This window comes from Bifidobacterium mizhiense (assembly GCF_020884755.1).
Lineage (GTDB): Bacteria > Actinomycetota > Actinomycetes > Actinomycetales > Bifidobacteriaceae > Bombiscardovia > Bombiscardovia mizhiensis.
In genome coordinates, this window is record NZ_BPWE01000002.1 from 274,259 (window position 1) to 301,139 (window position 26,881).

General features: G+C 55.1%; 22 protein-coding genes and 2 tRNA genes. 9 read left to right on the plus strand and 15 right to left on the minus strand.

Annotated elements, in window-relative coordinates; translation table 11 throughout:
• Positions 1 to 46: 46 nt before the first annotated feature.
• The 6 genes from LPC22_RS04620 to LPC22_RS04645 form a co-directional block, all read right to left on the minus strand.
• Positions 47 to 118: transfer RNA gene (locus LPC22_RS04620), tRNA-Gln, on the minus strand.
• Between the two features lie 41 nt (positions 119 to 159).
• Positions 160 to 232 (minus strand) — tRNA-Glu (locus LPC22_RS04625).
• Positions 233 to 300: 68 nt separating this feature from the next.
• A complete protein-coding gene (gene gltX, locus LPC22_RS04630; protein WP_229132732.1) occupies positions 301 to 1,827 on the minus strand; it encodes a glutamate--tRNA ligase in 1,527 nt (508 codons plus the stop codon).
• 56 nt (positions 1,828 to 1,883) lie between these two features.
• Positions 1,884 to 2,606, minus strand: a complete 723-nt coding sequence (nrdG, locus tag LPC22_RS04635; RefSeq protein WP_229132734.1) for an anaerobic ribonucleoside-triphosphate reductase activating protein — start codon at positions 2,604 to 2,606, stop codon at positions 1,884 to 1,886.
• A gap of 69 nt (positions 2,607 to 2,675) precedes the next feature.
• The gene (nrdD, locus tag LPC22_RS04640) at positions 2,676 to 5,072 is read right to left on the minus strand and encodes an anaerobic ribonucleoside-triphosphate reductase (protein WP_229132840.1); all 2,397 of its coding nucleotides are present in this window, start codon (positions 5,070 to 5,072) and stop codon (positions 2,676 to 2,678) included.
• Positions 5,073 to 5,420: 348 nt separating this feature from the next.
• Positions 5,421 to 6,425: a LacI family DNA-binding transcriptional regulator gene (locus tag LPC22_RS04645; protein WP_229132735.1), complete on the minus strand. Its 1,005-nt coding sequence runs from the start codon at positions 6,423 to 6,425 to the stop codon at positions 5,421 to 5,423.
• Between the two features lie 313 nt (positions 6,426 to 6,738).
• Here LPC22_RS04645 and LPC22_RS04650 point away from each other — a divergent pair, with 313 nt between their 5' ends.
• The 3 genes from LPC22_RS04650 (at position 6,739) to LPC22_RS04660 (ending at position 9,762) form a co-directional block, all read left to right on the plus strand.
• Positions 6,739 to 7,842, plus strand: a complete 1,104-nt coding sequence (locus LPC22_RS04650) for an ABC transporter substrate-binding protein (protein ID WP_229132737.1) — start codon at positions 6,739 to 6,741, stop codon at positions 7,840 to 7,842.
• Positions 7,839 to 8,627 (plus strand): ABC transporter permease, encoded by a 789-nt coding sequence (locus tag LPC22_RS04655; protein WP_229132739.1) that lies wholly within the window; start codon positions 7,839 to 7,841, stop codon positions 8,625 to 8,627. The genes LPC22_RS04650 and LPC22_RS04655 overlap by 4 nt, the downstream gene beginning before the upstream one ends.
• A gap of 178 nt (positions 8,628 to 8,805) precedes the next feature.
• The gene (locus LPC22_RS04660; protein ID WP_183129737.1) at positions 8,806 to 9,762 is read left to right on the plus strand and encodes a DUF805 domain-containing protein; all 957 of its coding nucleotides are present in this window, start codon (positions 8,806 to 8,808) and stop codon (positions 9,760 to 9,762) included.
• Positions 9,763 to 9,821: 59 nt separating this feature from the next.
• Here LPC22_RS04660 and LPC22_RS04665 read toward each other — a convergent pair whose 3' ends face one another.
• A complete protein-coding gene (locus LPC22_RS04665; RefSeq protein WP_229132740.1) occupies positions 9,822 to 10,682 on the minus strand; it encodes a hypothetical protein in 861 nt (286 codons plus the stop codon).
• Between the two features lie 81 nt (positions 10,683 to 10,763).
• On the minus strand, positions 10,764 to 11,420 hold the full coding sequence (locus LPC22_RS04670) for a histidine phosphatase family protein (protein WP_024627587.1): 657 nt from the start codon (positions 11,418 to 11,420) through the stop codon (positions 10,764 to 10,766).
• 214 nt (positions 11,421 to 11,634) lie between these two features.
• Here LPC22_RS04670 and LPC22_RS04675 point away from each other — a divergent pair, with 214 nt between their 5' ends.
• From LPC22_RS04675 to LPC22_RS04685, 3 genes are all read left to right on the plus strand, one after another.
• Positions 11,635 to 12,972 (plus strand): MFS transporter, encoded by a 1,338-nt coding sequence (locus LPC22_RS04675; protein WP_229132742.1) that lies wholly within the window; start codon positions 11,635 to 11,637, stop codon positions 12,970 to 12,972.
• A 78-nt stretch (positions 12,973 to 13,050) separates the two neighbouring features.
• Positions 13,051 to 13,557 carry a GtrA family protein gene (locus tag LPC22_RS04680; RefSeq protein ID WP_024627585.1) on the plus strand — a complete coding sequence of 169 codons (507 nt, stop codon included), beginning with the start codon at positions 13,051 to 13,053 and terminating at the stop codon, positions 13,555 to 13,557.
• A gap of 108 nt (positions 13,558 to 13,665) precedes the next feature.
• Positions 13,666 to 14,013, plus strand: a complete 348-nt coding sequence (locus LPC22_RS04685; RefSeq protein WP_121914342.1) for a phenylpyruvate tautomerase MIF-related protein — start codon at positions 13,666 to 13,668, stop codon at positions 14,011 to 14,013.
• Between the two features lie 122 nt (positions 14,014 to 14,135).
• Here LPC22_RS04685 and rplI read toward each other — a convergent pair whose 3' ends face one another.
• From rplI to rpsF, 4 genes are all read right to left on the minus strand, one after another.
• Positions 14,136 to 14,585 (minus strand): 50S ribosomal protein L9, encoded by a 450-nt coding sequence (gene rplI, locus LPC22_RS04690; protein WP_229132744.1) that lies wholly within the window; start codon positions 14,583 to 14,585, stop codon positions 14,136 to 14,138.
• A gap of 14 nt (positions 14,586 to 14,599) precedes the next feature.
• Positions 14,600 to 14,848, minus strand: coding sequence for a 30S ribosomal protein S18 (gene rpsR / locus LPC22_RS04695; protein ID WP_015021310.1), 249 nt, complete (start codon positions 14,846 to 14,848; stop codon positions 14,600 to 14,602).
• 36 nt (positions 14,849 to 14,884) lie between these two features.
• Positions 14,885 to 15,502, minus strand: a complete 618-nt coding sequence (locus LPC22_RS04700) for a single-stranded DNA-binding protein (protein ID WP_045923912.1) — start codon at positions 15,500 to 15,502, stop codon at positions 14,885 to 14,887.
• A gap of 123 nt (positions 15,503 to 15,625) precedes the next feature.
• The gene (gene rpsF, locus LPC22_RS04705) at positions 15,626 to 15,922 is read right to left on the minus strand and encodes a 30S ribosomal protein S6 (RefSeq protein ID WP_229132746.1); all 297 of its coding nucleotides are present in this window, start codon (positions 15,920 to 15,922) and stop codon (positions 15,626 to 15,628) included.
• A 1,141-nt stretch (positions 15,923 to 17,063) separates the two neighbouring features.
• Between rpsF and LPC22_RS04710 the strand changes: the two genes are divergently transcribed.
• Positions 17,064 to 18,101: a glycosyltransferase family 2 protein gene (locus LPC22_RS04710; RefSeq protein ID WP_229132748.1), complete on the plus strand. Its 1,038-nt coding sequence runs from the start codon at positions 17,064 to 17,066 to the stop codon at positions 18,099 to 18,101.
• Positions 18,102 to 18,111: 10 nt separating this feature from the next.
• Here the strand turns inward: LPC22_RS04710 and LPC22_RS04715 are convergent, their stop codons facing one another.
• Positions 18,112 to 20,325: a DUF7657 domain-containing protein gene (locus tag LPC22_RS04715; RefSeq protein ID WP_229132750.1), complete on the minus strand. Its 2,214-nt coding sequence runs from the start codon at positions 20,323 to 20,325 to the stop codon at positions 18,112 to 18,114.
• A 222-nt stretch (positions 20,326 to 20,547) separates the two neighbouring features.
• Between LPC22_RS04715 and LPC22_RS04720 the strand changes: the two genes are divergently transcribed.
• Complete coding sequence (locus LPC22_RS04720; protein WP_229132751.1) at positions 20,548 to 21,387, plus strand: ABC transporter permease; 840 nt, start codon at positions 20,548 to 20,550, stop codon at positions 21,385 to 21,387.
• Between the two features lie 2 nt (positions 21,388 to 21,389).
• Positions 21,390 to 22,652 carry an ABC transporter ATP-binding protein gene (locus tag LPC22_RS04725; protein ID WP_229132753.1) on the plus strand — a complete coding sequence of 421 codons (1,263 nt, stop codon included), beginning with the start codon at positions 21,390 to 21,392 and terminating at the stop codon, positions 22,650 to 22,652.
• Positions 22,653 to 22,838: 186 nt separating this feature from the next.
• Here LPC22_RS04725 and LPC22_RS04730 read toward each other — a convergent pair whose 3' ends face one another.
• Both LPC22_RS04730 and rfbA read right to left on the minus strand, forming a co-directional pair.
• A complete protein-coding gene (locus tag LPC22_RS04730) occupies positions 22,839 to 26,048 on the minus strand; it encodes a rhamnan synthesis F family protein (protein ID WP_229132756.1) in 3,210 nt (1,069 codons plus the stop codon).
• Positions 25,990 to 26,880 carry a glucose-1-phosphate thymidylyltransferase RfbA gene (rfbA, locus tag LPC22_RS04735; RefSeq protein WP_229132758.1) on the minus strand — a complete coding sequence of 297 codons (891 nt, stop codon included), beginning with the start codon at positions 26,878 to 26,880 and terminating at the stop codon, positions 25,990 to 25,992. Before rfbA ends, LPC22_RS04730 begins: the two co-directional genes overlap by 59 nt.
• Position 26,881 lies beyond the last annotated feature (1 nt).

Below are 26,881 nucleotides of genomic sequence, written 5' to 3' on the forward strand. Positions count from 1 at the left end.
AACACCGTGTCGATGTTCCGCTCCTGAGGATCTCATATCTCAATCGCTGGGGTACCTGGACTCGAACCAAGAATGGATGAACCAGAATCACCTGTGTTGCCAATTACACCATACCCCAATTGGCTGTGCGACAACCGCTTGGACGGTTGCCACATGTCGTACCCCCGACCGGATTTGGACCGGTGTTGGCGCCGTGAGAGGGCGTAGTCCTAGACCGCTAGACGACGGGGGCTTCACTTTTCGCCGCGTACGAACCCGGTTCAGCAGGTCAGTAGCACAACAAAAAAGAAATATACCCGCTCAGAGGTTTTGGCGCAAGTTGGACATCCTTCGGAGTGTTGTACTCTTACCCAGGATCTCCAGGGACTCGAACAGAGGCGGCGAGACCCGCCTTCCCGAGACCGCCACCCTGACCGGGCCGAAGGCCAGACGGGGCTTGTATCCGCCCTCATCCACCAGCGCCTGAGTGAGCAGGTCGTGCAGGTGATCGGTCTTCCAGTCCTGGTCGGGCACCTCCTGTAAAGCGGCGATAGCCAGGTCCAGAACCTGCCCAGCGGAGTCCTTGAGCTGTTTGCGAGCATCTGGCTCGGGTTCCAGGTACTCATCCTGGCTGAGCAGACTGCCCACCATGCCGGAGACCTCGCCCAGCAGGCGCACACGAGGTTGGACCAGGGGGGCGGCCGCGGTCAAAATTCGCTGCTCACGACCGCTCAAGTCCTGCCAGCGCTCGGCACTCACCAGCCCATCGCGCTTGAGGTAGGGCAGGGAACGGTTCAGGAAGTCCTGTGGCTCCAGCATGCGGATGTGCTCGGCGTTGATGGCTACGGCCTTGTCAATGTCGAAGTGGGCCGGATTGGCCTTGACGTCGCGGATGTCGAAGTGCTCAACCATCTCATCCATGGAGAAGACATCCCGGTCTGGGCCGATGGACCAGCCAAGCAGGGCCAGATAGTTGAGCAGACCTTCGGGAATGAAGCCATGCTCCCGGTGCAGGAAGAGGTTGGACTCAGGGTCACGCTTGGACAATTTTTTCTTGCCCTGACCCATGACGTAGGGCAGGTGCCCGAACAGGGGCATAGCCCGGGCAATGCCCAACTTCATCAGGTACCGGTAGAGGACGATCTGCCGGGGGGTGGAGCTGAGCAGATCCTCGCCGCGCAGGACTACATTGATGCGCATCAGGGCATCATCGACCGGATTGGTCAGTGTGTAGAGAGGATCGCCGTTGGGACGCACGATCACATAATCGGGCACGGACCCGGCCTTGAACTCGATATGCCCGCGAATCAGATCGTCGAAGGCGATGTCCTCGTCCGGCATGCGGATGCGCAGGGCGGGTCGCCGACCCTGATCACGAAAGGCCTGGCGCTGCTCCTCGCTCAGGTCGCGGTCATAGCCGTCGTAGCCGAAAGCGGCAGGACGGCCGGCGGCCAGGTTGCGCTCCTTGATCTCTTCGGCGGTGGAGTAGGACTCGTAGGCGTAGCCGGCATCCAGCAACTGCCGGGCCACATCGCGGTAGATATCGCCGCGCTCGGACTGCCGATAGGGGCCATCCGGGCCGCCGACTTCCACACCCTCATCCCAGTCCAGCCCTAGCCACCTGAGTGCCTCCAGGATCTGCTGGTAGCTCTCCTCGCTGTCCCGCTGGGCATCGGTGTCCTCGATGCGGAAGACGAAGGTGCCGTGCGAGTGCCGGGCCTGGGCCCAGTTAAAGAGAGCGGTTCGAACCATGCCCACATGCGGGGTGCCGGTCGGCGAAGGGCAGAAGCGGACCCTCAGATCCTTGGGCAGGTCGGGTTTGGCGTCATGATCATGCTCATCAGTCATGACACCCATTGTGCCCCGGCAAGGCGACGTAGACCAATTCAGAGCAGGAGCCGGTATCAGCCCCGCTGCTGCTCCTGCTGCCGATCCTTGCTGTAGGTCTCCGGGATAAACCTGGTCTGGTCATGCAGTTTGGGCCAGATGACCACCTGGCCCTGCTCCAGGGACCGCGGTACGTCAATGATTCGCTGGTTGTCCGAGCCCCGGAACTGGAGCAGGCTGTTCTTCCGATTCTCCAAATAGCGCCCATCCACCAGCACATCAAGATAGGAGATCAGCTGGGCCTTGTCCGGGGTCTCCCCCGGCCGGTTCAGTTCCTCCCAGGTGTAGCCGGTCCAGCACCAGATGTCCTTCTCGTGGCCGAACTCACGCCGTATCCGCTTCGAAAGGCCGAGCAGCATAGGAGTGTTGAGCAGGGGCTCCCCGCCCAGGTAGGTGATGCCCTGTACATAGGACAGTGACAGGTCCTTGATGATCTGGTCTTCAAGCTGCTGGGTATAGGGATGCCCGGCACCGAAGTCCCAGATGGATGAGTTGTAGCACCCCTGGCAGCGGAAGGGGCATCCGCTGACATAGAGGGAGCAGCGGATCCCCTCGCCGTCGGTCATGACCAGTCGCTTGTAGTCCGCCACAATTCCCCGGCTGAGCCGACGACCGTCCCACTGGCCGGCCCTGGGATTGTTGGTCAGCACAGAGGGGACCCCAGGACCGCGCCCCTGTTCATCAGCTGCGAAGTCACGGTGGCCGCCTGTCTTTCTCATGGCCCCCTGTTTGTCCGTCATACGGTCCTCCTCATGACAATGGCGGGCCGCAAACTGCCCGGCCCGCCATTGGTTGCGTCTTTTCAGAGCCTATTCGGCCTTGTCGTCGAACCACTCCTTGGTGGATCCATCCTTGAGGACCACGTGGCCGGTCTCACCCTCCATGTGCTTGACACGGTGGGCGATCTCCTCGTGTCTGCCGTGGACCATGGGCCGCTGGACGGGGTTGCCCAGATAGCCGCAGGTGCGCTTGGTCACGTTGCACTTGTCGGGGTCATCGTTGCCGCACTCAGGGCACTTGAAGCCCTCCTCGGTGGGCTCGAAATCGCCCTCATAACCGCATACGAAGCAGTGATCGATGGGGGTGTTGGTGCCCAGGTAGCCGATGCCGATGTCATAGGCGTAATCCCAGACCGCCTCCAGGGCCTTGGGGTTCTGCTGCATGGAGGGGAACTCGCAGTAGTTGATGAACCCGCCGGAAGCCAGGTAGGGGAAGTCGCGCTCGTAGTTGAGCTTCTCCATGGGGGTGGGCCGCAGCCAGACCGGGTAGTGGAAGCTGTTGGTGTAGAAGTCGTGGTCGGTCACGCCGTCGACTACGCCGAACTTCTCCTTGTCCATCCGGGCGAAGCGGTCGGTCAGCGACTCGGCCGGGGTGGAGTAAACCGAATAGTGGTACCCCTCAGCCTTCTCCCACTGCTTGCAGAGCTGGTTCATCCGGCGCACGATGCTCAGAGCGAATTCCTTGCCTTCCGGATCCCAGGAATGATCCTTCATCCAGTCCTTACCATAGAAGACGCTAGTGGCCTCGTAAAGGCCGATGTAGCCCAGCGAGACGGTGGCGCGGCTGTTCCGGAAGAGGGTGTCAACGCTGTCGGTTGGCTTCAGCCTGCCAAAGGCGCCGTACTCGTAGAGGGTGGGAGCATTGATGGGCGTGGCCTGCTTGCAGCGCATGATGCGGAACTGCAGGGCGTGGTGGGCCACCTCCATACGCTGGTCGAAGATCTTCCAGAAGCGATCCTTGTCGCCGCGGGATTCCAGGGCAATGCGAGGAATGTTGACGGTGACGACACCCAGGTTCATGCGGCCGTCCTCTTCGTCCTCGCCCGTCTCGGGATTGGTCCAGGCCTGCAGGAAGGAGCGGCAGCCCATGGGGGCCTTGAAGGAGCCGGTGATCTTGATCAGGTTCTCGTAGAAAACCACGTCAGGGTACATACGCTTGGTCGAGCACTCCAGAGCCAGCTGCTTCATGTCGTAGTTGGGATCGCCCTCGTCCGCGTTCAGACCATGCTTGATGGTGAAGACCAACTTGGGGAAGATGGCGGTGTGGCGATCCTTGCCCAGTCCGCGGATGCGGATCAGGAAGATGGCCCGCTGGATCTCCCGGGCGAACCAGGAGGTGCCCAGGCCGAAGCCCACGGTGACGAAGGGGGTCTGCCCGTTGGAGACACGGTTGGAGTTGATCTGGTACTCCATGGTCTGCATGGCATCGTAGATGTTCTTGCGGGTCAGAATCTTGGCGTAGACCTGACGCAGCCGAACGATCTGCGGAGCGTCCAGATCGAAGGGGGCATCCTCACCAATGGGAGCACGATCATCCAGGTGCAGCCAGTCGGCCTCCCTGGCCTTGAGGCCGCGGACGACCTCCTTGGCCACGTCGATGGGCTCCTCGTCCGGCAGAACGGCCTCAGCCATGGAATAGTTCTTCTTATAGTCCAGACGCGCATACTTGTCCAGCATCTCGTCGCAACGGTTGACGGTCTGGCCGCCGTACTGGGAGCCGGCGATGTCCTTGATGATCTGGGTGATCTGCGTGGCAGCCGTGCCGATGGACTTGGGCGAGTCCATCATGGCGTTGCCCAGCTCGAAACCGTGGGCAAGCATGTCGCCGAAGTCAGGCAGGGAGCAGTTGGTCTCGGCCGTAAAGGGTGAGTAATCCGCGTCATGGAAGTGAATATCGCCCTTCATGTGGGCGTTGGAGACATCCTTAGGCAGCATGGCGAAGGCTGAAGCCTTGGAGACTGCGCCGGCCAACAGGTCACGCTGGGTGGCGTAGACGTTGGCATCCTTGTTGGCGTTTTCACGCACCAGGGTCTCGTCCTTGCTGGTCAGGCGGTGAACGGCCTCATTGACATCGGTGGCCTTGGCCCGCTGAATGTCGCGGTCAAGACGGTAGGAGGTATAGGAGCGAGCGATCTCGTAAAGGTGGGCATTGACCAGGGCATGCTCGACCAGGGTTTGGATGTCCTCGATCTTGACCGGGTTGGTGTAGCGATCGGTGATCTCGGACTGGACGGTCAGGGCCATATCCCGGATCTGCTGGCGATCCTCAGGGCTGACCTCGTGCTTGACATCCTTGAAGGCGGCTTCGATGGCGTTCATGATGTTGACGGGATCAAAATCGACGATCCGGCCGTCGCGCTTCTCGACCAGAATGCCATCGACAGCATCGCGATCCGAAATGCCACGCTCCTTCACGCTATCGGTCATGACCTCAGTATCCATCGTCACTCCTCATACGACTCATACGGTTACTCATGTGCAGTTGCTTTGGCGTTCCCAAATTCCAGACTGGAAACGGCGAATCACATGGATGTCATTCTTTGATGACAAGACTCACTCTAGCACGCTGTGACCACCATATGTAGTGTCTGAGGATGATTCGTTGCCTACATTTAGTTATTCACGTGTTTTGTGAACTGAGTCACAAATAGAGGGGTCTGGACAAGGGCGGCAAATGGCCGAAAGGCCATTGGAGGTTATTTCCAGGGACGACACAGCCGCCCGACACGCACATATTTTGTCGAGCCCCGACCCCTGCATCAGGCAGGAACCGACCTAAGCCAACAGACCCCGGGGAACAAAGAGGGTTTGGGTGCGCAGACGGCGATCCACACTCATGCCCTCCGGAGCCTGTCGCCCCGGCTCAATCATGGACAGGAGCATGTCAACGCCTTGGCGACCCATGCGATCCACCTGCTGGGAGATGACCGACACCTGAGGACTGATCAGTTGAAAGACCTCCAGGTCGTCGAAAGAGACCAAGGGCACTCGCGAGCGCTGGTCGCCGTCCCACTCCATGGCAACGGCCTTGATGGCATCGGCAGAGTAGCCGAAGATGACGGCATCCACCCCCTGACCGAGCAGGTGGCGCATGGTCGCGGCCGCGCGGGGGCGATCCTCGAACCCTTGGCGAACCACCAATCCCGTCAGCCCCTGACGGGTCTCTACGCCAGACAGGAAGGCCTGCTCGCGCTCGCGGAAAGTATAGGAGCGGCTCTCTGGGCCCGGAACAAAGGCCACTCGTCTGCATCCCCTCGCTACCAGAGCGTTCAGGGCCGCCTCGAGGCCGGGCACAGGATCGGAATCAACCAAAGGGACACCGGGCAGGGTCCGGTCGGGACGATCCACAAAAACAACGGGGAATTCTCGCGACAGCATGGTGCGCAGCATGGGCGACGTGGGCCCATCAGGCACGACCAGGACACCGTCCATATGCCGAGACAGAAGGATGCGGTAATAGTCCTCCTGCCTGCTGGCCTGGCACGAGGACACGCCGATCAGGGGCGCGTAGCCTGCCGAGTAGAGCTGGTCCTGGACGGCGTAGACCAGCTCAGAGAAATACGGATTGCGGATATCGGGGACCAACAGGCCAACGGCATGCGAGCGCGAGGAACGCATGGAACGGGCCCGGCTGTCGGGGATATAGCCCAGCTCCATGGCCGCCCTGCGAACCCTGTCCTTGGTGGGCGGCGAAATGCGCCCCTTGTCGTTGAGCGCCTGGGAGACCGTGGACACGGACATACCCGCCTGCTTGGCCACATCACTGATGGTCACCGACATGGGAACCTCCGTCGACCCCTACCGTGATCGGTTGTCTTGCTCCGAACGAGACCGACAGCGGCCGGCCCGCGCGGACCTCTCGTGAGTTTCCAGTATAGAGGCATACGATGCAACCTTTCATCACGGCGAGGCAGGACTGGCGGTCTTGGACTAGAGTGGTCTTGTTCGCGCGGCTGGTGGCAGCAGCCGTGGCACATATCGCAGAATTCCATCGGTCAAGACCGTACCGGATCGTCGCGCGGGCTCCTCACCTTCCCGTAGCGGCCCCGATGCGGATGGGCACCAGGGGTGCCGGAGAGGCAAGGTGACAGTGATGAGCATGTCGAGGAACAGTAGCTTCCGGAGAATTCCCGGCCACAAACTGATCGTGCGGGCACTCGCCCTGACAGCGGCGCTCTGCATGGCGGCTACGAGCGCAGCCTGCGGGACCAAGGGGGCAGACAACAAGGCCGACGACGGCTCCAAACTGTCCTTCATGCTGGATTGGACGCCCAACACCAATCATGTGGGCATCTACGTAGCCCGGCACCTGGGCTACTTCGACAAGGCCGGCCTGAAGCTGACCATCCTGCCGACGGCCCAGGCAGGAGCCGAGACCTCCGTCCAGAACGGGGTCGCCGACGTAGGCTTCTCCAAGCTGAGCAACCTGGGCACCTTCAACTCCCAGGGAGCCGACCTGCGGCAGGTTTTCAACATAGGCCAGCATTCCGTGGCGCGTTGGTGCTCGCTGGCTTCGCGCACCGACATCCAGACCCCCAAGGACTTCGACGGTAAGACCTTCGTCAGTTTCGGCTCGGCCGAGCAGACGGCCGTAGTCAAGCAGATGATCCGCTATGCAGGCGGCAAGGGCGACTTCAAGCGGGTGACCAGCGGTACCAACACCTTCGCCACCCTGACCAGCGGCAAGGGGGACTTCGCGGGTTTCTACGCCAATTGGGAGGGCGTGGAGAGCGAGCTCAAAGGCCCAGCCCTGCACTGCTTCACCCAGGCCGACTGGGGCGTGCCCGGCAACCCCGACCAGCTGGGCTTCGTGGTCAAGAATTCCTGGCTGCAGCAGGCCGGCCACCGTCGCGCCCTGACGGCATTCGTCAAGGCCTGCCTGAAGGGCTATAACTACGCCCTGAGCCATCCCGACCAGGCGGCGGACATCCTGGTCAAGGAGACCAAGGGGTCGGCCATCGACCCAACCCTGGCCAAACGCTCCATGGAGAGCATCGTCAAGGAGGGGTACTGGGTTGACAGCCCGAATCAAAAGAGCATCAGCGGACTGATCAATGTCAAGGATGCCCAGGACTATCTGGACTTCCAGTTCAAGGCGGGCACCTACAAGGGCGCCAAGAAGGGCGATCCCAATAAAGCCCCTCAGGCCACTGACCTGTGGACCGATCGCTACGTTCGGGAAGCAGCCGGTCGATGAAGGTAGGGAAGCAGAGCAGAACTCGGGCGCTGCCTCCGACCCTCACTCTGCTGGCGCTCTTGATCATCTGGGAGCTGGCATCCCGCCTGGGCGGGGTCAGCGAACAGGCCCTACCAGCGCCAAGCCGAATCCTGGTTGCCACAGTGCAGTCTCGAGAGGATCTGCTGCCTGCCACCGCCATCACCGCCCTTGAAGGCCTGCTGGGCTTCCTCCTGGCCTCGGTCCTGGGAATAGTGATCGGCCTGGCTCTCTACAGCTGGCGCACCCTGCATGATGCTCTCTACCCCCTGATCGCCGGCGCTCAGATGATCCCGCTGATCACCATCGCCCCCCTGTTCGTGATCTGGTTCGGGTTCGAGCCCCTGGGCAAGGTGGTCATCGTGGCCGTCTTCGCCCTCTTCCCCATAGTGGTCCAGACCTACCGGGGGCTCAAGTCCGTGCCCCGTTTCTACCAGGACGTGGCGCTGAACTGCGGCGCAACCCGGACATGGACACTCTGGCACGTCAAACTGAGGGTGGCGGCCGGGCAGATCTTCGGCGGTCTGCGTATCAGCGCCGCCTATGTCTTCGCCACCGCGGCCACTTCGGAGTATCTGGGTGCCAGGAACGGCCTGGGCATATGGCTGCAGTCGGCCTTCAACTCCTTCAGAACCCCACTGATCTTCTCGGCCACCCTGGTCATCATCCTGCTGACTGCCCTCTTGCTGGGCCTGATCACCCTGACCGAGCGGCTACTGCTGGGCGATGCCGGCGATGATCATATGGTCAATCCGGACGACGAGTGAAGAGTACTGCGACAGCAATTACCTACCGAATCTGACGGCTTGGCCCAAGTAAGTGGGACGAGCCCCACATTCCCTTTACTATCCATGACTGGCCGGCAGAAAAACCGGCCTGCCATAATAGGGATATACGGAAAAGTCAGATTCCGGATATCAATCGAAGATGAGAGGGACGACATCCATGAACCATCCAGATGATACGAACAACGGGAACCAGCCCCCCAATGACCAGGGCTTCGCCAACGGCTGGCCCCAGAACAATCGCACAAAGGGAACCGATTCAGAACCCGCAGCCTACCCGAACCAGCCGCAACCAGACCAACCCGGCTATGCACAAGCAGCTTCTGACCAGAGCGACGTCTACCATCCAATCAGCGAAGCCCAAACACCTGTCAACGATTATCGCCAGGAACAGCCGCAGGGTCAACAGCCAGGCTACAACCAGCAACAGCCCTATGGTCAGCAATACTACGGACAGCAGCAGGCGCCTTACGGTCAAGATCCGAATCCCGGCCAGCCCAATGGCACAACCCCGTCAGCTGGCTATGCATCGAACAACTCTTATCAAGCACCCGAGGGTTGGACGCAGGCAGGCTACCAGCCCGGACCCCAAGTCCCGCAGTATCCGGCCTACCCCTATGCAAATGCCGGTTTCAACGGCGAGCCGCCACTGAACGCACCCTGGTACGGCATTGACTTCGTAAACGCCTGCAAGCGTTTCTTCGTCAAATACGCCGTCTTCTCCGGGAGGGCCTCCCGTGGGGAATTCTGGTGGGCTTTTCTCATGATCTTCCTCATCAACCTTGCGATTCCGATCATCACCTCAGAATCCATCTTTGCGGGACGGGTCGTGTCCTTCGTGGTCACCCTAGGACTTTTCATACCCAATCTGACCGTGAACATACGGCGACTTCATGACACCAATATGTCTGGCTTCTGGATACTCCTACCCTTCGTAAGCGAGCTGGTGGGTAGCATCCCTATGGTCTTCGCCATCGTGGCTATTGCAGACGGGCATCCAGGATCCGCCCTCTCTCTGCTTGGCTTGGGTGCATTGATCATGATTGCCGGAATTGTCGCCTGGGTCATTCTGCTGGCCCGGCCTAGCGATCCACGAGGAGCCCGTTTCGACCGCTGAATCCACCCTGCCCTTCGCCTTGACCGATGCCAAGACGAAGGGCTGAAGGTCTTAAAATCTTAAAGCTCCACAGGAGGCTTATTGGGGTCCTCAGGCACATGGGCGAACTTGGCCTGCAGGGCTTCGCGACTCTTGCGTTCGTCATCCTCCTTGGCCTTGCGCTTGGCTTCCTCGGGGTCCCAGAGCACCTCCTGACGATGGTGGTCCCACTCAGCGCCCACCAGAGGGGCCAGCAGGTCAGCGAAAGCCTCGGGATCATCTAGTAATCCCAGGGCGCGGATGACATCCTCGTCAGACAGGAAGGCCCGGGGAATGCCCAGTCGCTCGTTGAGCTCATTGACATAGACCAAAATTGGCGCGGCGGTCGCCGCATGGTCAGGGTCAGCACCTGCACGCTGAAGCAGATCACGGCAAATCATCAGGCTAGTGGCCAGGGCCCGGGCCACTCCCTCCTTGTCCTGCGGAGATTTGGGGGATGTGCCCTGGTCATCCACGGATTGCTCGGCCTTGGCCACGCCAGCAGCCACCTCCTGCTGCCGGGCCTGATCCCATCCACTGCCCAAGGTTTCAGCCAAATCCGCAAGCATCTTGGACTGGTCGCCCTGCGCCTGTGCGGCAGCCTCAATGGCATCGTTGGCCGCCATGAGTGCATCCACCAAATCCTGGGGACGGCCAGGGATATCCTCAGCGCCCTCATAGACGTATTCAGCGTCGGGGATGGTCACATCCTCTCCCGTCATCAGTTGCGCCAGCACCATGCTGATGCGCACCTGCAGATCCTCCGCATATTTGGCGTCGTTGGCCATATGCTCGGCATTCGTCAAGGGCCAAAGGTCCACCAGCCCGGCCCCCTGCTCAGCCGCCTGGGCCACGGAGGGCCGCCCGGCTACCGCCTCCGTGCTTGCCTGTACATCCACCATGATCATCACGCTCCTTCATCGGGTTCTCGGACAGTCATCCACGACAGCATCCTCAGCCATCCTAGGACGCTCAAGCGGTCTTCACACGCCTGCCGCCGGATCCGCATAGGTGATTCCCAGCACTTTACCGGTATCACAGTCCAGGGTAATGGAAGTCACCGATGCCAGGGCAGTGGCTCGAAGGAGCATATTGTGCTCGGGGTGACCAGTCTCCAAAAGATGACGGTACGACCAGATGGGCGACTCATGCGAGACAGCCAGGACCTGTGCGTCAGGATGGCTGCGGACCACCTGCCGGACGAAATCCCCCACTCGTCGGGCGATCTGCCGATAGGACTCCCCCCAGCTGGGACGGCGCAGATCCAGAATCAGCCGCAGGTTGGAAGGCCGCCAGAGGGCCCCCTGCCCGTGACCGATGCGCTTGCCGCGGAATTCGTTGCCGGCCTCGATCAGACGACGGTCGTAAATAGGCTCCAATGGTTTCAAGCCGTGATGGACACGAGCGGGGTTGATCTGCTCAAGCAGGATGGCCGTGGTTTCCCTGGTCCTGTCCAGCGGAGAGGAATAGACGGCTTCCAGATCACGCATGCCAGGAGCTTCGGCCATAAAGCGTGCCGTCGCCTCGACCATGGCCCTGCCTCTGTCAGATAAATGGAATCCTGGCAATCGCTCATAGAGAATATGATCGGGATTATCAACCTGGCCATGACGGACGAAATGAATGGTCGTCGCAGGCACAACCCACCTCCCATGCTCCCCGGCGGGCCCCATAAGTGACCATAGCGGAGGATAGAATTACTACTATCCGAATGGCACCGATCAGGCGCCGATATGGTTACCACTGTAGCAGTCCCCCCAGTAGCCCCACATCCCTTCATGCGTCTGGAAGGCCCTGCGGAAAAACATGCTTCGGGACCGTGAAAACACCCAAGGAAAGCGAGACGAACAACCCATGCCACGGCAATTGAAGGCGGCTTTGATCGAAGCCGGTCACAGGGTATTCGGAGGTTACTCGGCGCTCCTGCGACTGCCTCATACGGCGCGGTTCGCAGTGGGGTCGGTTATCGCCTCCATGCCCTTCCCCATGGTGGGCATGACCATCACCATCTCGGTGCAGCACTACTATGGCAGCTACTCCTTGGCCGGAGCCCTGACCGCCATCCAGGCCGTGGCACTGGCCCTAGTCAGCCCCATGCTGGGCAAGATGGTCGACAAGTTCGGCCAGCGACAGGTCTCCATCCCCACGGTTCTGGTCTGGATCGTGGCCGCCACGGTTCTGATCACAGCCATCACCGCCCACGCTCCCACCTGGGTGCTCTACCTGGTCACCCCCTTCATGGCGGCCATTCCGCCCTGGGGAGCCATGAGCCGTAGCCGGTGGACACATCTGCTGCGCGGTGACCACCGAGCCACCAACCAGGCCCTGTCCCTGTCAGGGGTCTTCGACGAGGCCATGTGGGTAATCGGCAATCCCCTGGCCTCCATCCTGGCGGTCATTTCAGGCGTGCTGGCTTTCTCCTTCACTGGGATCTGCGTGCTGGTGGGAGCCTTTATGTTCCTATCCTGCCGGGAAACCGAGCCGCCTTCGCAGACGGACATGGCCCGCACCCAGGGCATCACCCGTAAGGAGTACCGGGAGCGGCAGGCTCAGCAGGTGGCACGTCTGCGGGATCAGGAGGGCGGCAACGGCCGTAGTGGCGCCTTCTGGAGCGCCGGCATGATCGCCGTCTGCGCCACCTGGTTCGGCCTGGGAGCCTTCCAGAGCGCCGCATCCATTTCCATCATCGCCTTCGCCACTGAGCAGGGGATGAAACAGATGACCGGGTTCGTCTTCGCCTGCTTCTCCTTCAGCTCCCTGGTCGGCGCCCTGCTTTACGGGGCCAAGAACTGGACCATCCCCCTCTGGAAGCGTTTCTACTTCTGCCTGCTGGTGGTCAACCTGGGCATCGGAACCTTCATGTTCGCTAGGAATCTGTGGACCATCATGATCATCTACCTGATCATCGGCGTCTGCCAGGCACCCACCTGGATCAACGGCAACCAGCTCATGCTCCACCTGGTGCCGCCCATCCGCTTTACCGAAGGCATGGCTTGGCTGAGCGCCATGAATTCGATCGGATCCTCGGCGGGTTCGGCTGTGGCCGGGCAGTTCATCGACCGTTACGGATCCCAAGGCGGGTTCGGGGTGGTCACTACTCTGGCTCTGACCTCGCTGGCCATCGCCTTTGTAGGCTTCCGTCAAATCCGCAACAGCACCGAGGACCCCATACTGACCGAGCTACCCGCCTGAGGGCGCAACGTAAGGCTTTTGCGCACAAGCGGCTCCCGCTACCCCGTGAGCACAGGATGAATGATTGAATGGGCTATCGTGCGTAGATTAATCGGACAGCTGCTCAAGTTCGGCATCGTGGGCGTCATCGCCTTCCTGATTGACATCGGCATCATGAACCTGCTGATCATGGGGCCGCACCTGAACAACGTCCTGGCAGGGGCCATCTCCTTTCTGATCTCCCTGGTCTTCAACTATCTGGCCAGCATGCGCTATGTCTTCAAACACCGGGAGGACATGGCCCGGTGGATGGAGATGGTAGTCTTCCTGGTCTCCTCGGTGATCGGCCTGGGGATCAACGAGGTGATCCTGTGGATGGGCACTGCCATGCTGCCGCCGGACGCCATCACCACCATGCACGCCCGTTACCTGCTCTACGCCAACATCGCCAAGATCACAGCCACCGTGGTGGTGGCCATCTGGAACTTCCTGATCCGCAAGTGGCTACTGGATGCGCCCGCCCCCGACAAGCCGGTCAACCCCCGTTCTGTGGCCCACCGTCTGGGGGCCTGGTCCCTGAGTCATCGTCCCTTCGGCTGGCGCTAAGCCAGCCTGCCCGGTCGAGGCTACTATGGGACGGGAATAGTCAGCCATCCGGCATACGGACTGAGTCATCCTGATTGGTCATGCCGGACGGATCGGAAAGGAAGCGCCATGCCCGTCATCCACACCCATGTAAGCACACCCATCACCGCCGAACAGCGCGAACGGATCAAGACCGCCTATGGCAAGGCCATCACCGCCGTCCCCGGCAAGTCCGAGGGCTGGCTCATGTGCCCCTTCGAGTCGGACATGCCCATCTACTTCGGGGGTAATGACAGCAAGCCTGCCGCCTATGTGGAGGTCAACGTCTTCGGCAGCGACGTACCCAAGTCTGCCTGGGAAAGCCTGACCAAGACCATCATGGACACATTGGAATCGGAGCTGTCCATTCCCAAGGACCGCACCTACATCCGCTATACGGCCACTACCGACTGGGGTTGGAACGGCGGCAATTTCTAGGCGAGTAATCCCCTGTAACGCATAAGGAGGCCTTCCCGCGCATATACCTGCGGCGGGAAGGCCTCCTGCTTAAGCCCAGATCCCTATTTCAAACAGGATCGTTATGGGATAGGTCAGATTTACTACTCTGCGACGACCTTGACCGTGAAAGCGGCCGAGATCTCGGGGTGCAGGGCCACGGTGGCCGGGAACTCTCCGGTGGTCTTGATGGTCTCCACAGAGATGGAGCGGGGATCCACATCGACCAAGGGGCGAAGAGCCTGGGCGATGGCATCATTGGAGATGCCGCCGAAGAGCTTGCCCGAATCGGACACCTTGGCTGCGATCTCGACGGTCTGGCCATCGATGGCGGTCTTGGCTGCCACGGCATCCTCACGGGTGGCCATGGACTTGGCCCGACGTGCCCGCTGCAGGGATTCAATCTGCGCAGCGGCGCCCTTGGACCAGGCGAAAGCCAGACCCTGGGGAATCAGAAAGTTGCGCGCATAGCCGGGCTTGACCCCGACAACGTCGCCCTTATGACCCAGATCGGTCACGGTATCGGTCAGAATTACCTTGGTTTCCTTTGCCATAATCCGGACCTCCCTCAGCGACCGTTGGTGGCGTAGGGCAACAGGGCCATCTCGCGGGCGTTCTTGATAGCCTTGGAGATCTCGCGCTGCTCCTGGACGGTGACACCGGTGATGCGGCGGGAACGGATCTTGCCGCGGTCAGAGATGAACTTGCGCAGCAGAGCCACGTCCTTGTAATCGATGGTATGAATCTTGGCAGCCCTCAGAGGATTCGGCTTCTTCTTGAAGGGCTTGACCGGCGGTTGCGGCCTTTTACGTGACATTGGTACTCCTTAAATGAATGATGACGCTATGAAACTTCAGAACTCGGGATCGTCTCCAGAACCACCGAACTCGCCGGTGGACCCAAAGGATCCGAAGGAATCGCCGGATCCGGTCGATGACCAAGGATCCTGGGCCGGGGCCTGCTGGCTCTGCGCTGGCTGCTGACGACCCATAGGGGCCGATGCCGCGCCGGCGCCGCCCTGGTAGGATGCCCCACCCTGATAGCCGCCGTTGTTGGATCCAGCGAAACCGCCGCGAGATCCTCCGCCACCGGTGTTGGCGTTCCTGGTGACCTGAGCGGTATTCCGTGTCAGTGCAGGTCCGATCTCATCCAGACGCAGCTCCACAACCGTGCGGTTGTTGCCCTCACGATCCTGATAGGAGCGCTGCACCAGACGACCCTGGGCGATCACCCTCATGCCCTTGGTCAGGCTGGCTTGAATGTTGGAGGCCATGGGACTGTAGGTGGAATCCCAGGCCGAGCAACGCATGAAGAGCGAGTCGCCGTCCTCCCACTGCCCCGAGTTCCTGTTGAACTGCCTAGGCGTGGACGCGATGGTCAGGTTGGCCACCGTGCCTCCGTTGGAGGTCGTACGCACCTCCGGATCCGCAGTGAGATTACCCACCACGGTGATGTATGTATCTCCTGCCATGTCACGACCTTTCCTCGGAATGAGGACTTGGGAATGGGCCTACTGGGGCGAATCCCGCACCCTTGGACCTTCGACGCGAGAACTGGAGGTCAGCCGACGCTTCGATGTCCTTTTGCTGTTTGCTTACTTGTCATCCTTGCGAAGAATCTTGGTGCGGATGACGGACTCGTTCAGGTTGAGCACACGGTCGAGCTCAGCGCTGACAGAAGGCTCGCAGGTGTATTCGACCACCACGTAGTTGCCTTCCTTGTGCTTGTCGATCTCATAGGCCAACTTGCGACGGCCCCAGACGTCGATGTTGTCGACGGAGCCGCCTTCCTTGGTAACCACCTCGAGATACTGGTCGGTCAGCTTCTTCAGCGAGCGCTCATCCATGGCCGGATCGGCAATGAACATCAATTCATACTTGTGCGCAGACATCACCCACCTCCTTTGGACTTACAGGTCACGGACCTTCCGTGACAGGAGGGTGTATTGCACCGTGTCCATGACAAAATCCCAGAGTAAGAGATCGAAGTCACGAACCAACACCACTATATTACAGTCTTGCACGGACCTCTGTTTGTCAGAACAAAGCGCTTCCATTCAAGGCTATTCAAGAATTAGCGGCCATTAAAACGGCAAACGGTGCTATAAAGCAGGCCAGCATAAGTTCACGTCGCAAAAATACAACAATCCTTTTCATTACCTTGGGATTGTCGAAACATATTCCGACATTAGGCATGATCAGAAGCAGCACCGTGTATATCGGAATATAAAATCGGCTCTGACCCCCCCCCATACGTTCTTCCTGAAGAATGAAATTCCAAACTCACTCCACTTAGAGCAACAACGCCAATACAACCAACACCGTTATTGCTAGCCAATTCGACCGTCACGGTGTCTACTGACACATCCGTTGACAGGCAGAAGATAACAAACAATAAGCATAAGAAGCATGACTCCAGCCAGCAAAAATCCGATGCCCGAGAATGCAAGGTAATAGATGCCTGACATACGAATCCCTACAGCTATGATCAGAGCACATATTATCAATGCGAACAGAGCAGCCACCCGTTGGTGCCCATATTCGTATACTCCTAAAGAAATATACTAATGTCGAATTGATGACCGCATTGTTGACAACGGTTGGGTCCGCACCGCCATCCGAATTCGGTTGAGCGAGAAGATGACCATTGACTATTTAGGATATATGATGCCAGCGATCTTAATCATTAGACCATGAACGCTACTTATCAAATACGATCATCAACATATCGGAAAGAAGCCTTACACAGATAGAACAAAGCCGAACAGCCTAACCATCGTCTAAATGTACCCCCGTATACCTTTATCTGAGAAATCAAAGCCGTGAAGTTGTTTGACTGTTCCTTAACGTTCTCATCGTAAATACTGGCAGGAATGAGCACGCGTAGTCCGCGCACATCCGCAACCAGTGTATTACCCGCTTATCAGGTTAAATCAATCTGAAAGAACATGGCAATACCATACAGTACCTTGAGAAAGTTTGAGACGACATGTCACGGGTCAAATCGCTTCATCATCGGATAGAATGGTTCCTATGCCTGATAATTCCCAAGCTGTTGTCAGCATTATCGTACCTGTATATAACTCCAGCAAACATCTTGAGGATTGCCTGGATTCAATCCGCAATCAGTCCTATACCAATTTAGACATTATTCTTATTGACGATGGCTCTACGGATGGGTCTGCAGAGATTTGCGATAAATATTCAAAAAGGGATCCACGTATCCGCGTTGTGCATCAAAGCAACGGTGGGATAGGTAAAGCGCAAAACGTCGGCATTGATCTTGCAAGGGGCAAGTTCCTAGCATTCGCAGACAATGACGACATACTAGACAGACGCAATATTGAACTGCTCTTGTCAGCACTGATCTCCACCGGAGCCGACATGAGTAAAGGGCGATGGAGACAGTTCGGCGTATCACACTTGTCGCAGATCCGACAACAAGCCGCTATCGGGAGTGGCGATCCATCGCATATTACGGTATTCAAAAAACCTCTGCAGGCTTATCAAAATGTATTTTGCAAAAGTTTGCGCCTTCTTGGCACCTATATGGGCAAGAGAAGCGAGTCCAAATACTTCAATGAAGCTAACTGGTGCCGCTTGTATAGACGAGACCTTTGGAAAGGTATTCGCTTCCCTGAAGGGGCCTATGCCCAAGATGTCATGGTGGCAGGAGACTTGTATGTTCGCATGAACAAGGTCGCTGACATAGATGCTGTGCTTTATTACTGGTTGCAAACATCAGACTCGGTCACGCATCGAGAACGTGGATTCAAATTTTACAATGACAATTTCGTCGCCGGTATGCATAACTTCGACCTGGCAAAGAAACAGGGAATTTTGCCTGCCAGAAGTTATTACACAATCATGGGCGCGCTTGACGATGAACGACGGTCTTCAAACCGCGAGTCTACAGCAGCTGATTACCATCATTTTACTCAAGATCGTCAAACAGCCAGCGCGCAGATTGCACAATTGTCCGCTCTTCAGCACATGACTTGTGCAATTCTGCGCCATATCCGCCTTATCGAAAAGCACCTTTATGATGTTGCGATCAAGAATATGCGCTGAGGTAGCTTTGTCAACTGGCCTTCACCTCATAAAGATTCAAATGATCCTTTGTTTCTATCTTTTGCAGGAATCTATGACCGTCTACACATTCAGTGAGTTCATGACTGGTCAAGACATGTGTAACGCCGATTTTATGTAAATACTCAACAGGAATGCTGACGATCATGTAATCGGCTGACACCAGCTTGAAAGCGGGCTGTCCCTTATCAGAGAATTTGACGTCGACATGTGCATATCGGTTATACATCCATTCGTTTGCATGTTTAGGATCAATGACATGCCACCGCTTCAGTTGTGGATAAATATTCACAGAATTCACGGCAGGGATGCCATTAGCAATCAAAGCCTGTCCACGAGCAGCATTATCGGTTATGAATGCAATCGGACGCCCATTTGATGAATTATGGTTTCGCGAAACCTCTTTCAACGCCATATCAATAAACGGCCCCTCTCGAATGCTCTGAGAACCTTGTTGAATGGGGTTGACACAGAACCCGGCAAGAGCCACGACCAGAATCGACGAGAGTAACAGCTGGCTTGCATATCCTTGTTCGGAAATCCATTCGAAAATAGCGAGCAGCATGATTGTCAGCAGCAAAACTAAAAATATCAGATAGATTTTGCGCAGTGGATAAGCTGACCACAATACCGTCGCGCCAGTCAACAGAATTGAAGAGACAAAGGCTAAAGTAGCATTACGCAGAAGACGAGCTTTGACTGAATCTTTCTCCGAAATAACTGGCAGCCCTTCATTAGCCACATTGCTATGCAACAAAGACAAAGACCTGAACAAAAGAATCAAATCAATGAATCCTAAAGCAAATTTGACTCTGCCTGTAGTCGTCCGTCCCATCAAGCTAATGCGACAAAGCCAATCAGGAAAGCCGAACATTCCATAGATCATTAAAAATGCATAGCAAACCAGCAAAAGCGCAATTAAACCATCCCGTTTTTTTACGAGGGCCCAGATACTAAGAATCAACCCGATCGGGAACAAAGAAAAGAACATAGCCTGTTCTGGTGCATTGGGAACAGCCCGGTCATATTCCAAGGGGGTAAATAGACTTGCGGCATAATCCATTAGATCTTCAAGTAATCCCTGCCCATGGCTAATGCGCGCTCCTGGATAAACCGTTGAAGTCTCAAGCAGAATTGTTTGCCGAGATGTATAGATGACGATCAGAATGCTGATTAATAAAGTTGCAAATGCCACAGCCATGGGAACTATCATTGTAAGCAGAGAACGACTGGTGAGCGGTTCATTTCGATAACGGCAGATGATGAGCCAAATGATGAGCAACCCATAGATATAGGCCAATGGAATCTGTAAAGGCGGATATAGAACCAGTAAAAAACCGCCGAAGCAATACATGGTGGCCAGTGCCTGAAGCCACATATGAAGCTTGGAATGCGCTTGCAGGTATCCTCTAAAGAGGAGAACTGCAGCTTGACCAAAAATCAGCACTTCTGCCGTGCCATTGACAGCAAACCACCATTGAACTATAGGCGACAAACCAACCAGAATGCCATAGGCCGCGGCAAGCTGGCGATTATCTTTGGTCAGCCATCTGCCAAATTCGTAGGAAACAAGCAAAAGGACAACCAACCGCGCACACCAGAAGAAAGCTAGACCTTTATCACTGCCCAAAAACATAAATCCCCATAAGAAGGGTCGAAAGAATGTGGCCAATGCCCACGCCGGCTGTGCATAAGTCATAGTCATATCAATTGGGGTGGCCTCTGGTATGGATGATATTCGTGAATACCCAGAATAGGCCTGCGAAAAAGCCAGCGGAGTAAACACCTTCCATTCATCAGTGCGAACTGCCCGAGGCATACCAAACAAAGTACCTTTATAGGGCTCTCCGCCAATATATTTAGACATGAGCGCCAACGAAGAACCACTGATACGCAATAGGGTCAATACTATGATCAGAACACACCCAATCCACCAACGGTATTTATGCAGGACATGCAGGAAACGGTGCGCACGAAAATTAAGGATGTACATAGTAACTGCGATCACTACCAGCAAAACTACAAGCCGCAGAACATGCATGAGTTGAACGTGGCCGAAGAAGAATCCGAAATGCATATGTGTACGATCTGCATGCACAACTTCCAAGAACATTTCCAGATAAGCAGCAGCGAGCACAGCGATGATGAACACGCCAATCTGTTGGACTAGCCTATCAACTCTAAATACCGATGATCTCGAGCGCATCTAACACATCTCCTTTAAAGGCAGTCAGGAGCATGGAGAAGCCCCGATAACCATAACAAAAGCTTGTTTAACTGCAGATCGGACTCATGGTAAGCATTCGCCTGCAAAATACACAAAACCCCAACAACTTTATGCCATCGGTTCACCAATGCCTACTAATAGCAGTCTGACACTTGTCGCTACCAGTATAAGGACTCAGCCCGCTGTTACACTGTATTCATTGTGGAGCAATTACGAAAACGACTGGCGAGCAGATACAGGTATTCCTGCATTCTTCTCAAGGAACTGGTGAAGACCGACTTCAAGCTCCGGTATGAAGGATCTTGGCTAGGCATTGCCTGGTCAGTCCTGAAACCGCTCATGCTCTTTGCCGTCATGTACGTAGTCTTTGTCCGCTTCCTTAAATTCAGCGACGGAACCGTGACCTATCCAATCGTGTTGCTGTGTGGAATAAGCCTATGGAACTTCTTTTCAGAAGCAACTACCATGGGCATGCAAGCAGTGGTAACCAAAGGAGATATTCTCAGGAAGATCAATTTCCCCAAATACATTACGGTAGTGGCTGCAACAATGGGCTCTTTGATCAGCCTGGCTATCAATATGGGCGTCGTCATCATTTTCGGACTCTTTTCACATGCCCACTTTACCTGGCGCATCATTCTGGTTCCATTGAATATTGCAGAGCTATATATGCTGGCCTTAGGCATCGCTATGATTCTGGCTACTCTGTTTGTATGGTTCAGGGACATGCAGCATATATGGGAGGTTGTTCTTCAGGCCCTTTTCTATGCAGTCCCGATCATCTATCCCATTTCCATGATCCAAACCATGAGTCCCCAGTATGGTAAAATCATCTCTAAACTGATGATGATGAATCCCGCAGCACAGGCAATCATGGACGTCCGCCACAACCTCATCTCACCAGAGAATGTGCCAACTATTTGGACTATGGTCAATACTTGGTATATTCAACTTATTCCTCTGACCATCACGGTGTTGCTTTTCGGCTTTGGAATCCTGCTATTTCGTCGATACAATTACAAATTTGCGGAAATCCTGTGATTATGACTAGTACAGATATTGATACCAACAATGTTGCCTTACGTGTCAGCCACGTCAGCAAATCCTTCCGCCTGCCTACTGAGCAGGCCAGCGGCTTGAAACAAGCCTTCATCAATTGGACGCGGGGCATCAGAGGTTACAAGGACCAGGAGGTGCTCAAGGACATCAGTTTTACCGTCCATAAAGGTGATTTCCTCGGCATTGTCGGACGGAATGGCAGCGGCAAGTCAACTTTACTGAAATTGATATCCGGCATATATACCCCCAACAGTGGGAACATCGAAGTCTATGGGAAACTTGTACCATTCATCGAGCTCGGCGTGGGATTCAATCCCGAGTTGACCGGACGCGAAAACGTTTACCTTAATGGTGCCCTTCTCGGCTTCTCCGAGGAAGAGGTCACCGCAATGTACGACGACATTGTGGATTTTGCCGAGCTAGGGGACTTCATGGATCAAAAGCTGAAGAACTACTCAAGTGGCATGCAGGTTCGTCTGGCTTTCTCTGTTGCCATCAAAGCTCAAGGCGACATCCTAGTCCTAGACGAGGTACTGGCAGTAGGCGATGAGGCCTTCCAAACCAAATGCAATAACTTCTTCAATACAATCAAAAAAGACAAAACGAAAACAGTCATTCTTGTTACCCATTCTATGGATTCAGTCAAGAAGTATTGCAACAAGGCTATATTGATCCGTGACGGTCGCATCATCGTGAACGGCGACAAGAACGAGGCAGCCAACCTATACACTCAGGAAAACATAGAGAGCCTCAACAAGAACACCAAAGACACCGACAATCACGACCCAGATAGCGTTTACCCAAGCGGTCTTAACGCCACCGTGCCTTTTTTCCGCTGTCTGCCCGACTCGGATGTGGTATTGACCAGCAACATGACTTTCAAGTTCACCATTCAATACGAATTCACTCGTAAAGAACGATACTTTCTGGCATTGTCCTTGCTGGACACCAAGCGGGGAGGCATACCTTACGACACCGGGAGTATAGATATGGGCATGGGAGGCCGGGGACGCCGCTCCATCCAATTCAGCCTCCCTCTTCACCTCTTCAACAACGGTGATTATAAAATCGTTGCTTCATTGCGCGTTCAGGATCCAGAAGATGATATCGATACCAAGATGGTGGCATTTACCAACGACGACAATTCATGCTCATTCTCAATACGCGAAGATTCTCGTGGCACTGATTATGCATTACTTAAGTATGCAGCTGTCGATATGAAGCACGGGACAGACCATGCCCTATGACAGTTTGCATTGATAGGAGCTAAATCATGCCGTCGAAACGATAGGTAATCGCACGCTTACAATCATCCGCCGGATTGTCGATGCCCGTTTTAAATCATATTCTTCTTGTGGAGAAATACCCATAAATACCGTTTAGGAATCCCTACAGGATGCACTGCTTTATTTCGGGCTCTGTCATTAGCCCTATTACGCGTGCTTGTTAGGCATATACCGATCCCTAGCATGGCGGTATAGATTGATCGGAAACCATCCGCACCTATAAATTAACGATCTCATGGGTTCCGGCAGAGGTTGCACATACCGTTTGGCAGCGCCTCGCAGAATCCGATGAACCTTGTTTCGTATTTTGGCATAGAATCCGCCAACACGGGAACTGCCCAGTGATAGCGAAGCGCAGTTTGCCAGAAGCGTCTCACCCTGTCGCATATTCCCCATAGCCGTCAGCAACGAGTTGGTCGAGTACAAGAGAGAATCCAACTCAATCCGTGCATATCGATCGTTAAGCACCCATGCTGGATAATAGCCTTGAGACTGAGCTATGTATCCGTTGGCACGCTCTATAGCATGCGATATGGAACCATCTGCACCCATTACACCTTCTGGCAGAAAGTCCTCGTAATGCCATCCATGGGCAAATAAAGGACGGAGAGCATCCACACGGAACCAGTAGCATGAACCTATCGCAGACATAGTAGCCTTGCGATTATCCATGGGCACATGCAATCCTAATTGTTGTTGAACCAGAGCTTTGGTATTTTCAAAGTTCGGACCCCAATCCGTTGGCAAGGTATGAGCAAAGTACAGAGCATGATACGGCGGTATGGGCGATACCATCCCCAACCTGTCATTCTGAGCAAACAGCCCTAGGATGTTACGTACATAGTCGGCGCTCCCCAAAGTATTTTCCAAGAGTTTGTAGGCAAATCCTTGGGTTTCCGAACCATGATGACCTGTCTGCTGGTTTTGACTTGACTTCTTGTCATGAGCAAAACCCACAACATCGTAGCCTCCGTCAAGCACAACCTTGGCAGCACCAACCAGCAGGGCGGATACATCACGTCCTCGATTCTTGACAGGAAGATAATGAATCGTTCTCGTCAACCCCCGACTCTTAAGATATTGGTCAATCTGCCTTATTTTGTCCTCTGTAGTAGTGATATATAGATCAGTGGAATCAGGGATATTCGCTAGATACCTAATGGTCTCACCGAGCAGATCCATGAAGTAGATATGGAAAATAAAGGCCGATCTGGGTAACGGTTCAACGACTGGGTTCACCGTCTGCCCTGGCAGAACATAGGTGAGATGCATGGCCTTCCGTATGTCCTCGATATTGTAATTGGGCAATATGGCATCCCAAATCAAATCAGTGTCGTAAGCCGTGTGATCACGGAGGTATTCATACAAATCCATAGCCGGTTGACCAGCCGTTTGATCAAAGTAGGTACCATAATCGACGAAGAACGATCGGCGCTTGAAAACCGGGCAGCGATTGTCACGAATTAGCTGCATGGGTGCGTATAACAGCGGGTATGAGGACACATCGGCGTACTGCTCCTGATCAATATATGCCGACCAGGAATATCCACGCTGTGCGAAATATGAAGTAAACGGTATCTCATGCTTGTGGGTCACATCTGCATAAGACTTCCAAGTGGGCAGATTCTGCCAATACTCCTGAAAATCCCGAGATGCCACCAAAGAACGGCGATATGCATGCCAGTAGGCTTGCAAATGGGTGGGTATGAACTGCCCATTGACCGTTTCCTCGTGATAGGCGGTGATCCCCCAGAAATCGACCTTGCGCGAATCCATCTCAGCAAACATTTCCTTGAATGGATATACTGGGCCCAAAACAGTATCATTCAAGCATATGATCTCGTCATACGAGAGCAGCGTAGGCCATCCCAAAGTCAGCATGACCTGACGATAAGCAGCGGCATCTAGACCCACATTGTCGCGAACAATGATTCTGTCGGTAAACTGGGAGAACATGGCTCTGGCCTCGTCATCAACTTTCCCATTGGCAACGACCACCAGGTCGGTGACATTCCTCATAAGATCTGTCAGAAAAGGCCTGATATATTTCGCAGCGTGTCCATTCGAATCATAGAAGCAGAAGATGGCAAGCCTCTTCGCGGTTTCTGTGTTAATAAACTTTGCAGTATGCTTTTGATTCTTCACTAGTTGGACTCTTTCAGCTGCAATCCGCGTAATCTTATTATAGTGAGCCTGATATGGAGCATTATTTATATTTGCCCATTGCCTGCCGATCTGAATTTCCTGTCGAAAGTCTGAAAGCCGCCAGAGCTCGTCAATGGGCGGAACTTCAATACCCTGATTCAGCACAGACAACGCCCTGTCGGAAATCAGCCTGTCCAGTTCGCCAACCACTACTTGGCTACCCCACATTCTGGCAAAATCCATAACTGCATCGTGTTCATCTATTACATTAAGCCGCAGGACCATATCGGTGGAAATATGTCTGGGCACATCAAGACAGAACCAATGGCAGCACTGCTCTACACTCGGTGTGGCGCGGCTCATGCAATAAGCATCCATAGCCCTAACCGTTTCAGCAATGCCGACCAGATTGTGATGGAACTCCCTGATCGATATCAGTCCCACCCCGGTAATTCCACGGCCCCAATGATATAAATATAAAGGCTCCGAGGAGCAGTAGACATAGCTATGCGCAGTATCTGCTAAAACGAAGAACTCATAGGCATCTTCCAATCTGCCGAGACATTCATCGGTCATCCGTTCAAACGCCCTGCGAAGGACATCGGTTTTGGTCATCATAGATATGATGGACCACGAGCTGCGCCTAGGCGAACGGTCCGAGAACACGGATTGCAGTATTTCCGGCCCTTTTAAAATTCCATCAATTTTGACATTGAAAGCCGACTCCATCGCCTTGGCCTGCTCAGTACCATCGGAGTGTTCGGCTACGACTGTTCTGGTAAATCGGACGATATCAGGGCAATCATCCCAAGTGCCATTTGATACTATGGCGTTCAATTGTTCAAGAGTCTGCGGAACTAGTTCATCATCTCCATCCAAAAAGAGCGTCCACTCTCCCTTGGCTAAGGCAACTCCCATCTTTCTGGCCAGATGACTTCCTCCCCTGGCTGTTCTCGATAAGATGACGAAACGCGGATCTGTGCCGACCCTTCTGCTGATGATCCCCCCTGTCTCATCAGTACTGCAATCATCAACGACAATGGCCTCAAAATCCTGGAAGGTCTGATGTATTAGACTATCCAAACACTGACCTATGTAGTTCTCTATGTTGCAGGCGATGATTACCACCGAAAATTTAGGCATCACATTCTTTTCAATCGTCAGGGCGGGAGATGACCTTGTTCTCGGCAACTTGCAATAGATGCTGTCCATATGGGGACTTGGCATACCTTCTCGCCGATTGCATTAGTTGATCTTTGTTGATCCAGCCATTCTCGTATGCAATCTCCTCCAATGAGGAAATCGGTAAGCCCTGAGCGCGTTCGACAGTGCGGACAAATTCTCCCGCTTCATATAGGGAGTCCATTGTGCCAGTGTCCAACCAAGCATAACCGCGACCCAATGTGGTCACATTCAACTCACCTGCTTCCAAATACATACGATTCAGATCGGTGATTTCCAACTCGCCTCTGGCCGATGGCTTAACCTGCTTGGCAAAGTCGGTGACCCGTGAATCATAAAAGTACAGGCCCGTAACCGCATAGTTCGATGCCGGCTGTGACGGCTTCTCCACAATAGATACGGCATGCTTATCTTCATCAAACTCTACTACGCCATATCGCTCGGGATCATCAACATAGTAGCCAAAAACAGTGGCACCATGAGTTATGGAAGCCGCCCGACGCAGAATAGTGCCCAAGCCGTTCCCGAAAAAGATGTTATCTCCCAGCACAAGAGCACAGGGCTCGCCTTGGATGAAATCCTCACCCAGAATGAAAGCCTGCGCCAACCCGTCAGGACTAGGTTGCTGAACATATGACAAACTGATGCCGAACTGCTTGCCACTGCCCAATAATCGCTTGAAGTTGGGCAAATCCTGAGGTGTAGAAATAAGCAGAATGTCACGTATACCCGCCATCATCAGCACACTCAGCGGGTAATAAATCATAGGTTTATCGTAAACGGGCAACAGCTGCTTGGATGTAACGGTGGTTAATGGATACAGACGAGTACCCGACCCGCCGGCGAGGATTATGCCTTTCATC